The following is an 18354-nucleotide window of genomic DNA, read 5'->3' on the forward strand; positions in this document are numbered from 1 at the left end:
GCCGGACATCCGCAGACGTCCAGCCCGTTGGGGCTACTTGCTGGCCCAGGCGTTGAAGCGCTCTTCCAGCTCTTCGCCATGATCAACCCAGAACCCGACGTCCATCGCCAGTGCACCCTTGAGGTTCTGTTCCGAGGTCGGCACCCACTGCGCCAGCGCCGGGTCGAGCTTGGCCGCGGCCAGGGTGTTGGTGGGGCCATAGGGGATCTGCTTGACGTAGTTGACCTGGGCTTCAGGGGTGTTGGCAAACGCGATGAAGCGCTTGGCCTGATCCACGTGTTTCGAGCCCTTGATGATCGCCCAGTAGTCCATGCCGTACAGGCTGCCGGGCCAGACCACCGCCAGCGGCGCGCCGGCCTGGGCGGCCACGGCGATGCGGCCGCTGTAGGTGGAAGTCATCACCACATCACCGGCGGCCAGCCACTGCCCCGGCTGGGCCCCGGCCTCCCACCACTGGATGTAGGGCTTGAGTTCGCTGAGCTTGGCAAAGGCCCGGTCCACCCCCTCGGGCGTGGCCAGGACCTTGTACACGTCCTCGACCTTGACCCCGTCCGCCATCAGGGCGAATTCCAGGTTGTACACCGCGCGTTTGCGCAGGCCGCGCTTGCCGGGGAACTGCTTGACGTCCCAGAAATCCGCCCAGGATGTCGGGGCCTTGGCCAGCTTGTTGCGGTCGTAGGCAATGGCCACGCTCCACACCAGCACCGCCGAGCCGCAGGGCTGGGCGGCATCTGGAATCAGCTGCTCGGCACGGCCCAGGGCCTTCCAGTCCAGGGGCTCGTACATGCCTTCGTCGCAGCCGCGCATCAGGTCCGGGCCTTCGATCTGCACCACGTCCCAGTCGACGTTGCCGGTGTCGACCATGACCTTGATCCGGGCCATTTCGCCGTTGTATTCGCTCTGGATCAGCTTGCTGCCATCGGCCTTGCTGAAGGGTTGGAACAACGCCACATCCTGGGCTTTTTGTCCGGCTCCGCCGTACGCCACGACCACCATGTCGGGGGCTGCCTGGGCAGTGCCCTGGCCCAGGGTCAGACCCAGGGCGAGGCTCAGGGCCAGGAAAGAACAACCGTGCTTGCGGGTGAGCGCTTTCATCTGTGAATCCTCTTCGCGGTGCCACACCGGCAGGCGCCGGCACAGCCCTTTTTTATTGTTGTGAGGTTGGCCCCGGGAGCGGGCGCAAATCGAAGCTACTGCAAGCCTTAGTAAAAAAACAAGTTGATTTTTTACTGGCGGTAAATTTTGATAGACCAACAATAACAACGCCAAGGCCCCGCCCCCTGCCCTTGGCCCGCCTGGAGTCACCGCAATGACCAGCGCCTTCCCGCACCTGTTCGAACCCTTGCAGATCCGTGGCAAACGCCTGAAGAACCGCATCATGTCCAGCGGCCACGACACCTCGATGCCCACCGACAACCTGGTCAACGAACAGCTGATTGCCTACCACCGCGCCCGGGCCGAAGGCGGCGTCGGCCTGATCGTGCTGCAGGTGGCCGGGGTCCACGACAGTGCGCGCTACACCAGCCACGTGCTGATGGCCACCGACGACGCCTGCATCGACGGCTACCGGCGCCTGGCCGAAACCTGCCACGCCCACGGCACGGTGGTGCTGTCGCAGATCTTCCACCCGGGGCGGGAAATCATGGAGTCCGCCGATGGCCTGCTGGCCGTGGCCTACGCCCCTTCGGCGGTGCCCAACGAACGCTTCCGGGTCATGCCCCGGGCCCTGGACCAGGACATGATCGACGAGATCATCCAGGGCTACGCCGACGCCGCCCGGCGCCTGCATCAGGCCGGGCTGGACGGCGTGGAACTGGTGGCCAGCCACGGCTACCTGCCGGCGCAGTTCATCAACCCGCGGGTCAACCGCCGCACCGATGGCTACAACGGCGAGCTGGAACAGCGCCTGCGCTTTATCCGGGAAATCCTCGACGCCATGCGCGCCAGCACCGATCAAGACTTCATCATCGGCCTGCGCATTTCCGCCGATGAACGCGACCCCGAAGGCCTCACCGAAGACGAATCCCTGGCCGCCGTGCAACTGCTGCAAGGGCAACTGGACTACGTGCACATAGTCGCCGGCACCTCCGCCTCCCTCGGCGGCGCCGTGCACATCGTGCCGCCCATGGCGGTAGAAGCGGCTTATCTGGCCCGGGAAGCCGGCACCTTCAAGGCCGGGCTGTCGATCCCGCTGTTCGTCACCGGGCGCATCAACCAGCCCCAGGAAGCCGAGGCGATCATCGCCAAGGGCCAGGCCGATGTGTGCGGCATGACCCGTGCGCTGATCTGCGACCCGCAAATGCCCAACAAGAGCGACAGCGGCCGCGCCGAGGACGTGCGTGCCTGCATCGCCTGCAACCAGGCGTGCATCGGCCACTTTCACAAGGGCCTGCCGATCTCCTGCATCCAGCACCCGGAAACCGGCCGCGAACTGCTCTACGGCCAGCCCAAGCCCAGCGCCCGCGGCAAACGCATCCTGGTGGTGGGCGGCGGCCCGGCCGGGATGAAAGCCGCTGCGGTGGCCGCCCAACGCGGCCACCACGTCACCCTCTACGAAGCCAGCGCGCAACTGGGCGGCCAGATCCAACTGGCGCAACTGCTGCCCCGGCGCAGCGAATTCGGCGGCGCCAGCACCAACCTGCAACGGGAAATGCAACTGGCCGGTGTCGAAGTGGTGCGCAACACCCGAGTCGACCGCGCCCTGATCGAGCGCGAAAACCCCGACCACGTAATCATCGCCACCGGCGCCCAACCCTACTGGCCGAACTTCGAACGCGGCGGCGACCTGCAAGTGGTGGACGCCTGGCAAGTACTGCGGGACGAAGTGCAACTGGGCCGCAGCGTCGTGGTGGCCGACTGGCGCTGCGACTGGATCGGCCCCGGCATCGCCGAGCGCCTGGTACGCGCCGGGCACCAGGTGCAACTGGCGGTCAACGGCACCCACTGCGGCGAAAACCTGCCGCTCTACGTGCGCGACCAGATGGCCGGCGAACTGCACAAACTGGCGATCCCGATCATCCCCTACGCCCGCCTCTACGGCTGCGACGACAGCACCGTCTACCTGCAACACACCGCCAGCGGCGAACCCATGTTGCTGGAAAACGTCGACAGCCTCGTCCTGTGCCAAGGCCACCAATCCGTGGACGACCTCGGCCAACAACTCAAAGGCCTGGTGCCCTTCCAACGCATCGGCGACTGCCTGGCACCGCGCACCGTCGAAGAAGCCATCCACGAAGGCTTGAAAGTCGCCTGGGCGCTTTGAGGCTGCTTTATACTCCAGGCCTTTTGCAGGACGGGTGCCCGGACGCGCCCGTTCACCTGGTCCGGAGCCCGCCATGAACCCAAGCAGCAAGACGCCGCCCGTGAGCACCCCGCCCGAGCCCGGCAGCGACAACCAAGCCCCCGGCGGCCCGCAGTTTCTTGGCACCCGCATCCGCGGCCTGCGCAAACGCCGCGGCCTGACCCTGAGCGAACTGGCCCAGCAGAGCGAACTCACCGCCGGCTACATCAGCCAACTGGAACGCAACCTCGCCTACCCCTCCATCCCCGCCCTGTTCAACATCGCCCGCAGCCTGGGCGTGACCATCCAATGGTTCTTCGCCAGCGAAACCCAGACCGCGCCCGAGGATCAGGGGTACGTGGTGCGCAAGAAACAGCGGCTGCAGGTGAATTATGAGAACGGGATTATCGATCAACTGCTGACCCCGCAACCGACCCGGCAGTTGGAGTTTCTGCACTCACGGTTTCCGCCGGGGACGTACAGCAAGGAGAGTTACAGCCATGAGGGGGAAGAAGCCGGGTATGTGCTGTCGGGGAGTTTTGAGCTGTGGGTGGGGGAACGGTATTTTCAGCTGAGTGAGGGGGATAGCTTTAGTTTCTCCAGCCAGGAACCGCATAAGTATGGGAATCCTGGGGAGGAGGATGCGGTGGTGTTGTGGGTGATTACGCCGCCGACGTTTTGAGGGAGCTACTGAGCGGAAGGGCAATGCACCGCTCTTTCGTTTACTGAAAACTAGCTGTCACGGGCTGGGAAGTAGAACTGCTGCCGCAACCACTCGCTGAACTGGGCCGCGGTCAGCGGAGCGTGGTGCTCGCCCATCTCATTCCAGGCGCGGTTAATCATGTGTTCCCAGTTACGGGCGAGCTCCATTAGTAGCGCTGCTGAGCTTCAGCCTTTCTATTGCCCTGACGCATCCATGCTCGGCGGCTTTATTGAGAAACCGCACCTGCTCTTGCTTAAGGTTTTGCGTCAACATTTGAGTCGCCATACTCATATAAAGGTTAGCGCGAAAACTTTTTTCGTCGAGCAACACGATTGGTTTGCTGTCAGAGCGACTATTTCTATCGCAACTCGGCATCATCGTTGGCTGGGGGTAGTACCTGCTATACAGGGTTTCATCATTAGGCAACGCGTCGACAAGTGACCGATACCCAGGTGTTTTAACCTCATCGAAGCAATAGAAAAGCATCTGCAAACCCGCTGGAGTAAATCCGTTACTGAAACTGGACTTTAGGAGAGTGCAGACTTTTTCGGCGACTTGATCGCGAGATTCAAAAGTCGACAACATTAAGGCTAGACGGTACTGCGCTGCTGGGTTGCCTTCCTCAGCTGAACGCTTGAGCAAAGGCATTCCTTCTTTTATAAGCCGAAGCATTTCGTCTCTATATTGTTCTTTTTTTTGGTCGGGAACCTTTTCGTTGACTGCTAACTGCTTCCGAAAAGTGAACATGTCGTTTTGTGCTTCATCGATTTTTTCTAGGTAAGGCAGCGCTTTGAAGTAAAGCTCTTCGCTTTCTGCGGACACTTTTAGATTGTTTTCATTCGCGCTTGCGAATGTGGCTAAAAAAATAGAAACAATAGCCAAAAAACTCTTAAGAGAAGCTTTTTCCACTGGGAGCGTCCTTTGTATCTTCGTTGTGATTACGATTGCGGCTGAATCGTCCATACGTTGGTAGAGAACAGAATGAGCGCTTCCACGGCCATGCTGCCTTTCATGACTTGTCGAATACGCCGTGCCAGATAATTCCTATTTCTGAATCACCCCTAAACTCGTAGTCACTCGATGACTGATTTTGGCCGGTAGCGGTCATTCGCGTGCATACAAAACTAAGGGCGATTCAAGGTTCAAACCAGTGAGGTCGGAGGCGAATTGATAAGCTGTTAGAAATCATAGCGATCTTTTTTAACTCTCGATGTATAACTAGACAGATAAATTGACCCATAGAAAGTTAGCGCGTCATCTTTGCCCGAGCTGTGAATTCGTTGTGTTAGCAATTTTGATAGGTATTGAGTTTTTTCTAAAAGGCGTTTAAGCATATCGTCAGTTAGTGGTGAGTATCTGCCAAGGCTTTTATGTAGATTTATAATTCTATTGAGCGGGGTGGGGTGTGTGGCGGAAATCGTAAGCTTCTTAAGCCCATACAACTCTCGTACTTCATCTATAAAGTGTAGGTATAGCAATACTGAAAATGCCCCTTCAGTTACCTCTAGGCAGGCTGCCTGATTGTGTTTTAAGTTGTTTAATGCGCAAAAATCAGCTTCATATTCAAGACTGTGGTTGTACGTCTTAAGGTCTTGCAGTATTTCAGATCTGTTTTCCATTAGCCCTGACTTAATCGGCGCGTCATCTGATGATAAGTGGCCGCATAGTAAGTGTGCATATTCATGCCCGAAGGTGAACTGCATTTGTGCTTTTACAAGACCAGCTAGTTTTCTCTCAAGCTCTTGACCAAGATTACCTCGTGGATCAATTTCAAAATCTAATGCTTCGGAGCCGTTCATGATTCTTATTGCAATTAACAGCGCATCCCCTTGGTCGATTGGATCGATTCCAAGACTATCTCCGTAGAATGCTAGGGTCATGAAGTAGTAGAAGTGTTCTAGGCTCTCCGAGACTACTACGATATCTCCTGCAAGAGACCGTATACATAAAGCATTCACATCAGGAATAAAAGCTAGACCAGTAGGGATGTTTCTAAGCTGTTTGGCGTCAGCCCGCTTTAGAAGGTTTAGATAAGACTTATGGTGGCTATCCCTAGAATGGTAGTAATGGGTTAGGGCCCATGGTCGACCGGTGCTTTCGAATTTTTTCCTGCGGGATCGCATCACGCGTACAGCTCTAGGTGCATCTACAATTGCATTTGCTCTAAACCTGAGCAGGTAGTCGTGCGAACCTCGTAGCTCTCTAAGTCGTAGAATTTCACTTTTCGAGCAGAATGCTAAAAAAAAACTTTCACTATTGCTTAGCCCTTTAGTTTCTTTCGAGCTAAGTAAATTATAAATTTGTAAAATATTGCCATCACCAGCAGGAATGATGACCCCTTGTGCAGCACGCTTAGCCCCAGGAAAGGTGGAAAGAAATTTATCTACGGTTGAATCGTCCATTTTTCATTCTGGCATCTGTGGATGAGGGTCGAGTATACATTTTGATTGCTGTTTTTAGGCTTCTTGGTGGGGCAGAAGTAGTTCGTCGAAAAATGATGGATTGCTAAAGGTCTTTGTTTTACGAGATTTTGTGCTTAGCAGCTCCCATTCATCATCGAAAAGGCTGATGATTTTCGCTCATGGCCGGCCTCAGTTGACCTAGGCTCTGAGCCGCGATGGGGGAGGTCGACAGGATGCTTGAGAAAGGCGCAAATCAGTTCTGCACCTGAAAAACGGGGTCCTATGAACCGGACAGAGACGCCACAACCTCTCGTGCAATTCGACCTGCTGTTCGTTGACACTATGGCTGGAGTAAAAGAGCGTTCCAGGGCCTTGAGTTGGGATACACGACTGACCGCTTCTGGCCGACAGCTGCCGGTGGTGAAGGACAGCAAAAGGCAATAGCTGCCGCTAGCCTGCTAACTCTAGGTGCCTGAGGAGTAGTTGGTAGATAATTGGATGGACACTATCTACCTTAAGTCAGTGTCAACTCAGCCTGAGATAGGCCAGCCTGAACTAGGCTACCTTGATCAGTCTTCAGCTTCTCTTTCATAATGGGTTTTCAACTCTGCTTCCGCACCCACGCTAAGCGACTCAACAGCTGCTTGGATTTCAGCCTCTGCTACATCAGGGTCACCAGCAACGTCTCCGATCTCAGACATAACTACTGTCAGCTGCACTCCGGTGCCATTTGCAGGTCGAGCAATGATGTCTGATGGAGCGCCAACTGGCTTCACTACATCAACTAGCTGGCCTGTGGAATCTTTCTCTTTAATTTTCTTAATACGTTGGCCACGAAGCGGGACCTTCTTCACGGTTACGGTGGCAGTGCCGAGCTCTCGCAACTTGATATCCTGCAATGCATTCGGCACAGCAGCAGTTGCTGTAACTGCAACGGCAATATTAATTTCCCCATTCGCCTTGGTGCTTTCGCTGCAATCACTAATGCACTTCGTCATCGAAATACTGTTCTGAGCAAATGCATAGATAGGAACGAGTCGCATAGCCTGTCCGTAATGCTCGACCTTCATTACTACGACCGCCGACGGCTGACTTTTATCCGGTCCAACTTGACCATTCATTGGTACGTCCGGTCCACGATACGCGACTATGCAACTAGCACCGTCCAAAGTACTGCTATCAACAAATGCCCTAAATTTTGTGGATTTTGATGACCTCTCTTTTACGTCCTTGACGTATTTGCTTGCGGCGGCCCCACCGGCTTTGATTGCCAAATTAACAGCAATTGGCACCCATATAGCCGCAGCAAGAGCGTGAGCACCATCTGGAGTGCAGTACGTTTCTAGGTCTTTCGCGCCGCCCCCCCACAATGGTTTTTCTGATTTCGGGGCTTTTAGTACTTGAAGAATCCCTACATCAGTTTCGTCCGCTTGTGGTTGTATTTTTTTTGTCATTGCTATCGTAAGAGTTTCACACCCACCCAGCGACAGCATCATTATCAAAGCCAAGACCCTACGCATATCTGCTCTCCTTGCATTGTGTTGTAACGCTGAGCGTAGATACCGTAGCAGCCATGTGCCACCTAACTCCGGATTATCTGCTGACGTAGCCGTTTCTATCGAAGCCATTCCTGCGCTAGGCGCACAGCGGCAGGCGCAGGCGGTAGCACCAAGCTGGCGTTCTCACATGGCTGCGGCACCCTGTCTCCTACTCTTTGCTCTGGCAGGGAGTTCTGCCCTCTTCACCAAGGCCATTAGAGTGGCCGCTTTTGCGAAAGACCGGTCAGATCGAACGCAAGTACCTGGTCACGTCGAATGCAAGCGTGTGGTCACGTGAGTGCAAATACGCATGATCGACCTAGCCTAGTAAACTCATCGTTACTGTGTCGCGGCCTCGATGAAGCCAGCGTTGATTAAGTCTGCGCGCATTGCATGCAAGCAGCTGTTGGGTACGGCAAGCCAAAAGAGGTTTTTCGCTCTCGTCAGTGCCACGTAGCCGATGCGGCCGTCTTCCGTAGCCGTGCCGGCCAGCAATGCGCTGATGTTGACCTTGGTCGCGACGTAGAGCACTGCACCGATAGACTCGCCTTTAACCTGGTGAACAGTTTCAACTCTTATGCCATGAGCTTCCTGATCAGCTTTGGCGCCGCTGAGCGCGACGTCCTCCAAGCGCTTCTTGGCCATCTTATTTCCGAACGTGGCGACTGTTTTCAGGTTGAACTGTTGATCAGTTTGGGTAAGCAAGGCGCGCAGGTTTGTGACAAGTTTTGGATGCCACTCTGCTTTGGCTTGGAGCGAAGAAGACGGTAGCCCAGTCTCAGCATTGCGGGTGAATGCCCACAGCAACCGCCTGAGTTCCAGCATCCAGACTTCATGGGGCGCCCCCTGCAGCGTCGAGCTAAGTCCGGGTGGGGCATCGTCGATGAGACTTACAACCGCGTTGCATACAAGACGGAAAGCATCTTGATAGCGATGCTGGTGATCGCGGGCCAATGCAGCCTCTGCAAAAAGGTTCACGACTCCCTGGCCAGGGGCGGCTTTAATACCTGCAAGCTTGGCGGCGCGATCCGCGTTCCTGCTGAGGATGACTGCGTCTGCTGCCTGTATGCCCAGCTCGCCGATACGAATCTTGAAAGAGCTGATCAGCTTAGGGGACTCGGCGTCGCTGTACCCTACGAAAAATGCTCCACCTTTCCCGGCTGGCCTGTCTGGCTGATCGTTTCGGCCGCAGAGGCGATTGGCTATCTCGATGATCGGAGGGAGGGAGCGATAGTTGCGGGTAAGCTTGTAGCCTTTCACTTCCGGACGGTCGGCATAAGTTTTCAAAAACCTGCCATCAGCGCCGGCGAAGGCGAAGATGCCCTGATCAACATCACCGATCAGTGATATCTGCACTCCCGCCTTGATAAGTAACTCCAAGGTCATTTTGTGCATCGTGCCTAGATCCTGTGATTCGTCGACCAGAATCTGCGGATAGCGGGTGGCCAATGCCCTCAGAATGGCAGGCTGTTGAAGCAACGTTCGAATTACCCAGTAGCGCCCTAAATTATGGGTATAAGCCCCGATGCGGCCCAGCTTTTCGATGAGTTCCCTTGCCTGTCCGCGATCAAGCTGCTCCACCGTCCCTCGGGTGTCGATGAAGAAAGTCGACTTTCCATTCTCTACGCCTACCTGCACATCCTTGATCGGGATTGGACGCTCGGTTTTGCTCTTCCAGTACTGGAAGCTACTTAAGAACGCCTCCGCACCCGATACAAGATAGGGGGTTCGAGTGGCGCCCATAGTGCGGTAGGCATGGGGACGTAGAACATACTGGGTGAAGAATCCGTCTAACGTGTCCACTTCTACACGCATGCGATTTGTGTCGTCCGGCAGATCCGAAGCGAGTTCTGCATAACCCTTGTTGAAGGTATTTACAGCGACATTAGAAAACGACAACAGCACGACCCGGCCGCGGTGATCGGCCAGCTTTTGCCGAATGGCGATCAGCCGCCGAATAGCTGTGGCTGTTTTTCCACTGCCGGCGCAAGCCGTGACCGCCATAGCTTCTAAGGGTGCTTCGATTACAGCTTTCTGCTCATCGGATAGCTTCATGGCTTTTCCGCTCCCTGGCAAACGTGTCGGATTGCTTGCTCGAGGTAGTCCGGGACCTTGCATCCAGGCGTCAAAGCGATCTGTTCGGCAAGCGCTTGACCGAAGCGGCCCTTCTGCACATTGCTACTGGTGTCTTTGCGCTCGAACATCCCGCAGAACAGCGCCTTGGCTTTAGCAGTGTTGTCCGGCGCGCTGTCCACTATTTTCCGCAGCGCCAACGAGATCCTGGGGTGAAGTTCGGCCAATGCTTTTAGCATGGCGTCGCGGTTTTCCTCCAATAGCGCCAGGTCGTACTCAAGGGTTTTCACCCCGTGGTACACCTTCACAAACTGATCTTCGGATTTCTTCATTTTCAGCGTGTTGCTCGATATCCGAACGGCCTCGCCAAGTGCGGGATATGCTGCTTTTAGCTTCTTTTTTTTATTCGACTCGCCATCTTCGTCGGCCAGTGGCTCGGCTTCATTCCCATTTTCTACATATGCTTCGTCGAGGTAGGCTGCCTCGGCGAGTAGCTCCTCCTGGATATCCTCGGAAGATCGCTGAGCATCAGCGGGTTCAAGCACCTCTTCTTCGAACGGGTCAGCATCGGTGATCACTGAGACCGGGATTCGTAGCCCTTTTTCTCCAAACAGCGGCAGGAACGAGTCGAAATTCAGACCCTCGACACTGATGAGACTGATCCCATATTCCTTCAAGTCGAACTCCAAAATTTTCGCGAGCGCGTCGACAAGCATGAGCTCTGCGGCGCCCTCTACGAAAATGACGCGGCGGGCGAAAAACAGTTCAGCTCGGGTCACGTCTAAGTAGCGCTCCAGTTTCTCACGCTTGCCTTTCGAGAACTGGACATCACGTGGAAAGAAGGTCTCCACGCCGTCTCCGTTCTCGATTAAGCACACCAAGGACTCAAGCTTCGAATTGCTGGCGAAGTTCGGCGAGTGGCTGGTGACAAACAACTGAACCGGCTTTTCACCTTCTTTAGTAGGAATGCCGGCTAGGTAGCTGAGAAGAACGCGTTGCAGTTGGGGGTGCAGGTGGGCTTCCGGTTCCTCCACGATCAAGCCTCGGTACGCTGCATCAGGATTTTTAGCCAGTTCACTGAGCACCACTGCCATGAAAATCAGGTTGTTGAAGCCAAGGCCATTTTGCTCAATTTCCATGGACTGAGCAGTCAGTGATAGGCGAGCGGAGAGGCGCTGGAAATCGGTGGTGCTGAGCCCGACGGCTAGTAACTGCGCCATCTGCTCACCCATCATAGAGCCGTGCCGCGTGGAGATCGCTGCATGGGTTTTTTTGATCGCCTCGGTCTGCTGTAACTGCTCATCTAATTCTTTTAATGAGGTGTTGATCTCCTTACGTCCCTCATCATCGGTCAGGAGGTGAAGTAGGCGAGCCAACTGGCTGTTTCGGCTTGGACGCAGCCCTTGGGCGGCGTCACGTAGAGGTTGTAGGTAGACGCCGCGTAGGTTTTCCATCATGTCCGAGGTGAGCGGGATCTCCTGGAGATCTCCACACCACCGTTTCACACGGAAGCGGCCAGTCTGATCGGCATCGGTGTACCTGACGTGGATGTGCGCTTCCATGGCGTTGTCAGTACCAGGCTGCAGAGCTGCGATGAAGTCGGCTTCATCGTCGTGACTGAGATCCTTGAAGATGAAGTGGAAGCTGATGTCGCCTTCGGGTTCGCCTTCAGTAGGTCGATGACGGTCGGCGATATCGAGACGGGGATAAGGCTCCTCATGCCCCGCCAAGAGGGTCCGGAGAGCATCCACTACTGCGCTTTTCCCCACGTTGTTGGGTCCGACGAGAACATTCAGTCCACGCTGAAATTTCAGCTTGGCGTCATGCAGTTTGCGGAAGTTTTTAATGTTGAGTTCAGCTAGGTACATGAGTGGGCTCCATCCTTGATTAGCGGATGGAATCCTATTCAGGCTGAGTTACGCAATAGCAGGATAAAGAGGCACGTCGCTAGAGGCCTTGGTTACTAGGGCCTAACCACGCATTGGTTTAGTCCTAACCATCCTCGCGCATTCGACTTGACCGGCGCACTGAGTAATATGGTCGGCTACTTTCAATCTGAATCTGTCCTTACCTGAGTACTGGAAAATCGACGCGGACGATCGAACATATAAACAGATTCTGTTAGCAATCGACCGTGACTGACCGCTATTGACCGAAAGAAGCCTCTCAAGTAATAGATACACCACTTATCAAGCAGCGATAAGCGGCGCTTTTACCTACTTCGTGCGATGTTGCCCTAACTCAGAGTTGATCCCCCACTCCCTCTTTCTCTCAACCCCAACCCCGCATCATCAATCACCGCCTTCCCCATCTCCGCCAAAAAGTACGCACCCCACGCATACCGCTCCCCCTGCTCTTCCATAGCAGCATCCAGTGCTAACTTCTTGGCGTAGTACAACAAGGTAGAAGCCTGCTCCAACGCCTGCTCCAGAGGTACATCCGCATTGACGCGAAACAACGTTAGTTCAGGATCGGCACATTGGCCAAAGGTGACAAAACCTTGGGTTTTGATTGAGTTTGAATGGCTCATCGTGCACCTCCCGCCAAGGTCTGGCAGCAGAGGCTGTTGAGCGGAGGAAGGCGAAAGGAACAGCAGCAAACTTCACACAGATTACCGGCAGACATGATTGAAACTCCCTGATCAACAATGTGCCTGCATCTGATCGGGTTCTCAGGCCCGGTCGCTGATTTTGCAGCGACCGCAGCAGACTAGGCGGTCTGCTCAGGGTCCGACAACCGCTAAACCGTAGCCGGTTATGTCGCTCGGATTAGCGAGCCGCTATGCTCTCCCCCACCCCAGATAAGGACATCTGCCCCCTCATGATCGATCGCGAACACCTCCATCAAAACGGTTACCTGTTGCTGCGTCAGGCGCTGCCCGCCGACTGGCTGGATGAGCTGCGGGCCGCTTTCGAGGCGGGGGTGATTGGGCCTGAGCAATGGCCGGTGCCTCGGGGCCACGATTGGCGTCATGCGCTGGTGGATCTGGATGCACGGGTGCAGGCGGTGTGTCGCTTGCCGGCGCTGTTGGCGGTGGCCGGGGAGTTGATCGGGGAAGGCTTTTTTCTGGCTCAGGTGGAGGGCCGCGAGCCGTTGGCGGGGGGCGGTCATCAAGTATTGCACCGGGATCTGTCGGAGCAGCGCCTCGGCGACCGGGTCACGGCGCTGGTCTATCTCGATGACTATGGGCCGGCCAATGGCGCGACGCGCATCGTGCCCGGCAGTCATCGCCCCGGGGAGCAGTTGGCGCCCTTTGATTTCAGTGATGAATCCCGGGTGGTGCAGTTGGCGGGCAATGCGGGGGACGTGCTGCTGTTCGATGCCGATCTGGTGCATGGGGCCAGTCTGAACCCCAGTGGTGCGCGCCGTCGCAGCTTGCTGGTCAGCTATTGCGCCCTGGGGCTGTATGAGTCCCACCTGCAGACGCTGGGCCTGCGTGCTATCCGCATGGACACCAGCGAGCGCTTCGAACCGGCGGATTTTGTCTGAGTGGGCTCGGGCGCCAGGGGTGCGTCAGCCAAAGCGTGGCGCTCATTCAGTCGGCCAGGCGGCTGGCCAAACGTTGCAGTGCCTGGGCCAGTTCCAGGGCCTGTTCCGCCGTCAGTTCCACCGGGTCGTTGTGCGGGCTGATGGCCTTGAGATGAATGGCACTGCCCTGCTCTATCCATAGGCGCACGGCGCCCTCGCTGCTCTCGAAATAATCCGTTGTGCGGTCAATCGGCATGTTCATTCACCTTGTGCGTGGGCGCTGGCCAGTTCCAGCAGGCGGGTGAAGTCGGCGATGGCGAAATACAGGTCATCGCGGGTGTCGCCGTCCCAGTCTTCGACGGCTTCCCTGTCTGCCTTGAGTGAGGCGATGCGGGTTTTGATCTCGGCGATTTCCGCCGCGCCGCACTGGGTGGCGATGGCCTCCCAGCGTTCCTGGGGAATGTTTTGCTGGACCGACAGCCCGGCTTTGGCTTGGGCAATCAGTGCGGTGAGTTGGCTCATGGGGGTATTCATCCTGAAAATGCAGCCTTTGAATCGGGGCGCGGCTTGTGCGTCAGGCGCTTTGAGGCGGGTCACTTTATCGCGTTCAAGCCCAAACAACGACCTCAAGAATGGAGCCAAGCCCATGTCCGCCATACCACTGGAGAACTCGTTGCCGGCGTCTCCCCCCAAGGTGCCGACAAGGTCACATGTCGCAAAGCGTCCCGTGAACGCAGCGTGCTGTTCTCAACGACAAGGGCAAGGATGTCCGAGCAACGACCATGACAATGCTTGGCGCTCATACCCGGGCAGTGCTGACCGGCTATGAGCGGATAGAGAACCTCAACGGCTCGCTTTCAGCGTTTCAAGCATCGCCTCGGCGGCCAGGCTGTGGACTTTGCGGGTCGGGTGCCATTCATCCCAGTAGTAATGGCTATCCGGATCCGCACACACGGGTTTGACGTCCGGGTAGGTGGCTTGGCACGGGGTTTCCAGATCCTTCAGGCCCGCCACCTCCGGTGCCGCGCGAAGTGTGTTGCTGAAGGCGAGGTGGTCGAAGTAGCCAATGCTCACGTGATGGGCGTTAGCCAGTGTTTTCAGCACGGCGGGCAGTTCTTGTTCGAGTATCTGCTGGTAGTGCGTTGCGTTCTTGACTTGATTGGCCTGCACCACAGCCGGCACATGGCTCAAATCCGTGGTCCCCACCACCATCAGGTGCTTCGCCCCTGCGGCGATCAGCGTCTCGGTGCTCTTCTGTATGTTCGCCACGCTGTTCTGGCCAAGCACGTCGATCGTTTCTGGGTGCGCGAAGTCGGCCCATTCAAAAAAGTCGTTGGCTGAGATGAAAATGAAATACAGCGCATCCGGATCCGCCTTGTGTGTTTTAGCGGCTTTCAGGTGATCGGCGATTTGCCCGAAAACCCCGGTGTCGCGAGAGGGCTGCATCCAGGCGTAGTAGTTGCCGTTGCCGCTTTTGGCGCCGCCAATGGCGTAGTCGGTCAAGGGGATTTTCAAGGCCTGCGCCAAGTGCTCGACCGCGGTGGGACCATCGCTCCAGCGTCCCTGCCAATACAACGAACCGGGCAGCTCCTGTGCATCTTTGACCTTCAGCGCGGCCATGGTTCGGGTGAAGGTTTCACCCGCGCCATTGTCAGAGTAGCTGTCACCGAACGCATAGAGATGATCGTAGCCAGGGCCGCCAAAGGCGGTTGCGGCAGTCATGGTCAATAGAGCGGCCAAGCACGCGCGTCGAATCATTGAAAGTCTCCCGGGTGGTGCTCTTAGACTACCGGTGGCGACGTTTTGCCTCGCCACGCTTGCGACCTGTATTTAGCCGAGGGCGCAAAGAGTGTGCTGTTCGCGACAGGTCGGTGGCGGGTGAGTCCAGCGTGTGCGCCGGTTTTTTTATCCCGCCTGTTGCCTTGGGTGCTTGGCAGCGCCGCACGGGTCGGCTTCAATAACCGCCCCTTTTCATGTTCAGGAGCTAGAAGGATGCAGCTTTATTACCGCTGGGCGGCCGCTTGGGTCATGGCGTGGGTACTGGGAACCGGGCTGGCCCAGGCCGAGGAACGGCCACAGGTGGCGGACAAGATCCTGGCCTACACCGGGCCGCACGGGGTGAAGGTCTGGACCTTGCGCATTGGTGAGCGCAGCGCCAATCAGGCGCTGGTGCAGGTGGAAGACGCCGACCACGACTGGAACATGCGCATTCAGAAAATGAACGTGGAGCAAACCGACCGCGACACCCGTTACTTTACTCAGGTGGACGGGCAGAAGTTCGTGGTGCTGCTGCTTCAGGAAGGCTATGGCGAGCTGCATCTGCCGGGTGAGGCCAAGCCGCTGAAGGTGGGTTATGACAGCAACCTGTCCAGCTATGGCGATGCCCAGGCGTTTCTCAATGAGTACCTCAAGACCAAATAAAGTGTCGGGCGGGCGCTGCAGATGCGACGCTCGTTGATCTGCAGCGCTCGTGCCGCGAGCGCTCTGCAACAACGCCTCCCTAGGGAGGCGTTGTCGTTTTACCCGGTTTGCAAACCTCTCAGCGCAAATCGAACCGATCCAGGTTCATGACCTTGTCCCAGGCCGCGACAAAGTCCTTCACGAACTTCTCCCCCGCATCCGCCGCTGCATACACCTCGGCCAGGGCCCGCAGTTGCGAGTTGGAACCCAGCAGCAGGTCAACCCGGGTGCCGCTCCATCTGTATTGCCCCGTGGCGCGGTCGCTGCCTTCGTACAGGTCGCGGGCCTCGGACTGGGGTTTCCATTGGGTGCCCATGTCCAGCAGGTTGACGAAGAAGTCGTTGCTCAGGGTGCCCGGGCGCGCGGTGAACACGCCGTGGGGCGTTTGCCCGACGTTGGCCCCCAGCACTCGCAGGCCGCCCAGGAGCACGGTCAGTTGCGGGGCGGTCAGGGTCAGCAGTTGTGCTCTGTCCACCAGTAGGGCTTCGGCGGTGACGCCGCTGACGGGTTTGAGGTAGTTACGGAAGCCGTCGGCCACCGGTTCCAGCACGGCGAAGGATTCGACGTCGGTCTGTTCCTGGCTGGCGTCCATGCGCCCCGGGGCGAAGGGCACGCTGATGCTGTAGCCGGCATTTTTCGCCGCCAGTTCCACCGCCGCGCAGCCGCCAAGGACGATCAGGTCCGCCAGGGACACGCGCTTGCCAGTGCTTTGCGCGCTGTTGAAGGCGCTTTGCACCGCTTCCAGGGCACGCAGCACCTGGGCCAGTTGCTGCGGTTGGTTGACCTCCCAGTCCTTCTGCGGGGCCAGGCGAATCCGTGCGCCGTTGGCGCCGCCGCGCTTGTCCGAGCCGCGGAAGGTCGAGGCCGAGGCCCAGGCGGTGGACACCAGTTGCGCAACCGACAGGCCGGAATTGAGGATCTGGCCCTTGAGCTGCTGGATGTCCTGGGCGTCGATCAGCGGGTGGTTCACCGCCGGAATCGGGTCTTGCCAGATCAGTTCCTCGGCCGGCACTTCCGGGCCCAGGTAGCGGGCGCGCGGGCCCATGTCGCGGTGGGTGAGTTTGAACCAGGCCCGGGAGAAGGCTTCGGCCAGTTGCTCGGGGTGCTCATGGAAGCGCCGGGAAATCGCCTCGTAGGCCGGGTCGAAGCGCAGCGACAGGTCGGTGGTGAGCATCGACGGCGTGCGGCGTTTATTCGGGTCGTGGGGGTCGGGCACGCTGTCGGCCCCGGCGCCGGCTTTGGGCCGCCATTGGTGGGCGCCGGCCGGGCTGGTGGTCAACTCCCATTCAAAGCCGAACAGGTGGTCGAAGAAGTCGTTGCTCCAGCGGGTCGGGGTGGTGGTCCAGATCACTTCCAGGCCGCTGGTGATGGCGTCGCCACCGACGCCTGTGCCGAAGCTGCTGTTCCAGCCCAGGCCCTGCTCTTCCAAACCGGCGGCTTCCGGTTCCGGGCCGACGTGGGTTGCGGGGCCGGCGCCGTGGGTCTTGCCGAAGGTGTGGCCGCCGGCGATCAGGGCCACGGTTTCTTCGTCGTCCATGGCCATGCGGGCGAAGGTTTCGCGGATGTCGCGGGCCGCCGCCAGCGGGTCGGGGTTGCCGTTGGGGCCTTCCGGGTTGACGTAGATCAGGCCCATCTGCACCGCCCCCAGGGGGTTCTCCAGCTCGCGGTCGCCGCTGTAGCGCTGGTCGTCGAGCCAGGTGGTTTCGCTGCCCCAGTAGACGTTGTCTTCCGGCTCCCAGACGTCCTGGCGGCCACCGGCAAAACCGAAGGTTTTAAAACCCATGGATTCCAGGGCGACGTTGCCGGTGAGGATGATCAGGTCGGCCCAGGAAATCTTGCGCCCGTACTTCTGCTTGATCGGCCAGATCAGCCGCCGCGCCTTGTCCAGGCTGACGTTGTCCGGCCAGCTGTTGAGCGGGGCGAAGCGCTGCTGCCCGCCCCCGGCGCCGCCACGGCCATCGGCGATGCGGTAGGTGCCGGCGCTGTGCCAGGCCATGCGGATGAACAGCGGGCCGTAGTGGCCGAAGTCCGCCGGCCACCAGGGTTGGGAGTCGGTCATCAACGCCAGCAGGTCACGCTTCACCGCGGCCAGATCCAGGGTCTTGAACTCGGCGGCGTAGTCGAAGTCCTCGGCCATGGGGTCGGACAGGTGCGAGTGTTGGTGGAGGATCTTCAGGTTCAGTTGGCCGGGCCACCAGTCACGGTTGCTGGTGCCTTCGCCGGCGGTGTGTTTGAACGGGCACTTGGATTCATCAGACATGGATCACTCCTTCGATCATCCCTGCCCGGCCGCTCGACTGGGGCCCTAGGAGGGATGGGCGTTTGAAAAGCGTAGTGAAGGACAAGCGAAGGTAAAAATAGCTTCGCTTGATGACCCTGGCAGAAAAAAACCATGACAGGTGCCAGGCTCGCAGCGGGCGCCCTGCCCGC

The 18354-nt window shown here is 57.9% G+C and carries 15 protein-coding genes and 1 pseudogene; 4 read left to right on the forward strand and 12 right to left on the reverse strand.

Features of this window, described 5'->3' with window-relative positions; translation table 11 throughout:
• Window positions 1-33: 33 nt before the first annotated feature.
• Window positions 34-1095, reverse strand: a complete 1062-nt coding sequence (locus AC1RL5_RS13800) for an ABC transporter substrate-binding protein (protein WP_169891796.1) — start codon at window positions 1093-1095, stop codon at window positions 34-36.
• 214 nt (window positions 1096-1309) lie between these two features.
• Between AC1RL5_RS13800 and AC1RL5_RS13805 the strand changes: the two genes are divergently transcribed.
• Both AC1RL5_RS13805 and AC1RL5_RS13810 read left to right on the forward strand, forming a co-directional pair.
• Window positions 1310-3262, forward strand: a complete 1953-nt coding sequence (locus AC1RL5_RS13805; RefSeq protein WP_492589565.1) for an oxidoreductase — start codon at window positions 1310-1312, stop codon at window positions 3260-3262.
• Between the two features lie 107 nt (window positions 3263-3369).
• Window positions 3370-3962: pseudogene (locus AC1RL5_RS13810) on the forward strand (cupin domain-containing protein); the annotation flags it as partial.
• A gap of 50 nt (window positions 3963-4012) precedes the next feature.
• Here AC1RL5_RS13810 and AC1RL5_RS13815 read toward each other — a convergent pair.
• The 7 genes from AC1RL5_RS13815 to AC1RL5_RS13845 form a co-directional block, all read right to left on the reverse strand.
• Window positions 4013-4150 (reverse strand): hypothetical protein, encoded by a 138-nt coding sequence (locus AC1RL5_RS13815; RefSeq protein ID WP_019094452.1) that lies wholly within the window; start codon window positions 4148-4150, stop codon window positions 4013-4015.
• The gene (locus tag AC1RL5_RS13820) at window positions 4134-4892 is read right to left on the reverse strand and encodes a hypothetical protein (RefSeq protein ID WP_492589566.1); all 759 of its coding nucleotides are present in this window, start codon (window positions 4890-4892) and stop codon (window positions 4134-4136) included. Before AC1RL5_RS13820 ends, AC1RL5_RS13815 begins: the two co-directional genes overlap by 17 nt.
• Before the next feature lie 269 nt (window positions 4893-5161).
• Entirely contained in the window at window positions 5162-6385 is a 1224-nt protein-coding gene (locus tag AC1RL5_RS13825) for a hypothetical protein (RefSeq protein WP_148051368.1), read from the reverse strand.
• A gap of 569 nt (window positions 6386-6954) precedes the next feature.
• Window positions 6955-7905 (reverse strand): hypothetical protein, encoded by a 951-nt coding sequence (locus AC1RL5_RS13830; protein WP_148051369.1) that lies wholly within the window; start codon window positions 7903-7905, stop codon window positions 6955-6957.
• A gap of 357 nt (window positions 7906-8262) precedes the next feature.
• Window positions 8263-9978 (reverse strand): UvrD-helicase domain-containing protein, encoded by a 1716-nt coding sequence (locus AC1RL5_RS13835; RefSeq protein ID WP_123482899.1) that lies wholly within the window; start codon window positions 9976-9978, stop codon window positions 8263-8265.
• Window positions 9975-11864: an ATP-dependent nuclease gene (locus tag AC1RL5_RS13840; RefSeq protein WP_019093815.1), complete on the reverse strand. Its 1890-nt coding sequence runs from the start codon at window positions 11862-11864 to the stop codon at window positions 9975-9977. The genes AC1RL5_RS13835 and AC1RL5_RS13840 overlap by 4 nt, the downstream gene beginning before the upstream one ends.
• 368 nt (window positions 11865-12232) lie before the next feature.
• Entirely contained in the window at window positions 12233-12526 is a 294-nt protein-coding gene (locus AC1RL5_RS13845) for a DUF3077 domain-containing protein (protein ID WP_492589567.1), read from the reverse strand.
• Between the two features lie 290 nt (window positions 12527-12816).
• Between AC1RL5_RS13845 and AC1RL5_RS13850 the strand changes: the two genes are divergently transcribed.
• Window positions 12817-13485, forward strand: coding sequence for a phytanoyl-CoA dioxygenase family protein (locus AC1RL5_RS13850; protein ID WP_492589568.1), 669 nt, complete (start codon window positions 12817-12819; stop codon window positions 13483-13485).
• A gap of 46 nt (window positions 13486-13531) precedes the next feature.
• Here AC1RL5_RS13850 and AC1RL5_RS13855 read toward each other — a convergent pair whose 3' ends face one another.
• The 3 genes from AC1RL5_RS13855 to AC1RL5_RS13865 all read right to left on the reverse strand — a co-directional run bounded on the left by AC1RL5_RS13855 (window position 13532) and on the right by AC1RL5_RS13865 (window position 15222).
• Window positions 13532-13720 (reverse strand): DUF6360 family protein, encoded by a 189-nt coding sequence (locus AC1RL5_RS13855; RefSeq protein ID WP_236203763.1) that lies wholly within the window; start codon window positions 13718-13720, stop codon window positions 13532-13534.
• Window positions 13721-13722: 2 nt separating this feature from the next.
• A complete protein-coding gene (locus AC1RL5_RS13860; RefSeq protein WP_492589569.1) occupies window positions 13723-13986 on the reverse strand; it encodes a hypothetical protein in 264 nt (87 codons plus the stop codon).
• Window positions 13987-14307: 321 nt separating this feature from the next.
• A complete protein-coding gene (locus AC1RL5_RS13865; RefSeq protein WP_492589570.1) occupies window positions 14308-15222 on the reverse strand; it encodes an SGNH/GDSL hydrolase family protein in 915 nt (304 codons plus the stop codon).
• Window positions 15223-15456: 234 nt separating this feature from the next.
• Here AC1RL5_RS13865 and AC1RL5_RS13870 point away from each other — a divergent pair, with 234 nt between their 5' ends.
• Window positions 15457-15885, forward strand: coding sequence for a hypothetical protein (locus AC1RL5_RS13870; protein WP_265074743.1), 429 nt, complete (start codon window positions 15457-15459; stop codon window positions 15883-15885).
• A 118-nt stretch (window positions 15886-16003) separates the two neighbouring features.
• Here the strand turns inward: AC1RL5_RS13870 and katG are convergent, their stop codons facing one another.
• Entirely contained in the window at window positions 16004-18184 is a 2181-nt protein-coding gene (katG, locus tag AC1RL5_RS13875) for a catalase/peroxidase HPI (protein ID WP_492589571.1), read from the reverse strand.
• Window positions 18185-18354: the final 170 nt, after the last annotated feature.

Source organism: Pseudomonas sp. GW822-FHT06D10 (genome assembly GCF_058799535.1).

Bases quoted from the DNA above. Each gene is read 5' to 3' on its own strand.
- AC1RL5_RS13800 (WP_169891796.1), bottom strand. From the start codon at position 1,095: ATGAAAGCGCTCACCCGCAAGCACGGTTGTTCTTTCCTGGCCCTGAGC.
- AC1RL5_RS13805 (WP_492589565.1), top strand. From the start codon at position 1,310: ATGACCAGCGCCTTCCCGCACCTGTTCGAACCCTTGCAGATCCGTGGC.
- AC1RL5_RS13815 (WP_019094452.1), bottom strand. From the start codon at position 4,150: ATGGAGCTCGCCCGTAACTGGGAACACATGATTAACCGCGCCTGGAAT.
- AC1RL5_RS13825 (WP_148051368.1), bottom strand. From the start codon at position 6,385: ATGGACGATTCAACCGTAGATAAATTTCTTTCCACCTTTCCTGGGGCT.
- AC1RL5_RS13830 (WP_148051369.1), bottom strand. From the start codon at position 7,905: ATGCGTAGGGTCTTGGCTTTGATAATGATGCTGTCGCTGGGTGGGTGT.
- AC1RL5_RS13835 (WP_123482899.1), bottom strand. From the start codon at position 9,978: ATGAAGCTATCCGATGAGCAGAAAGCTGTAATCGAAGCACCCTTAGAA.
- AC1RL5_RS13840 (WP_019093815.1), bottom strand. From the start codon at position 11,864: ATGTACCTAGCTGAACTCAACATTAAAAACTTCCGCAAACTGCATGAC.
- AC1RL5_RS13845 (WP_492589567.1), bottom strand. From the start codon at position 12,526: ATGAGCCATTCAAACTCAATCAAAACCCAAGGTTTTGTCACCTTTGGC.
- AC1RL5_RS13850 (WP_492589568.1), top strand. From the start codon at position 12,817: ATGATCGATCGCGAACACCTCCATCAAAACGGTTACCTGTTGCTGCGT.
- AC1RL5_RS13855 (WP_236203763.1), bottom strand. From the start codon at position 13,720: ATGCCGATTGACCGCACAACGGATTATTTCGAGAGCAGCGAGGGCGCC.
- AC1RL5_RS13860 (WP_492589569.1), bottom strand. From the start codon at position 13,986: ATGAGCCAACTCACCGCACTGATTGCCCAAGCCAAAGCCGGGCTGTCG.
- AC1RL5_RS13865 (WP_492589570.1), bottom strand. From the start codon at position 15,222: ATGATTCGACGCGCGTGCTTGGCCGCTCTATTGACCATGACTGCCGCA.
- AC1RL5_RS13870 (WP_265074743.1), top strand. From the start codon at position 15,457: ATGCAGCTTTATTACCGCTGGGCGGCCGCTTGGGTCATGGCGTGGGTA.
- katG (WP_492589571.1), bottom strand. From the start codon at position 18,184: ATGTCTGATGAATCCAAGTGCCCGTTCAAACACACCGCCGGCGAAGGC.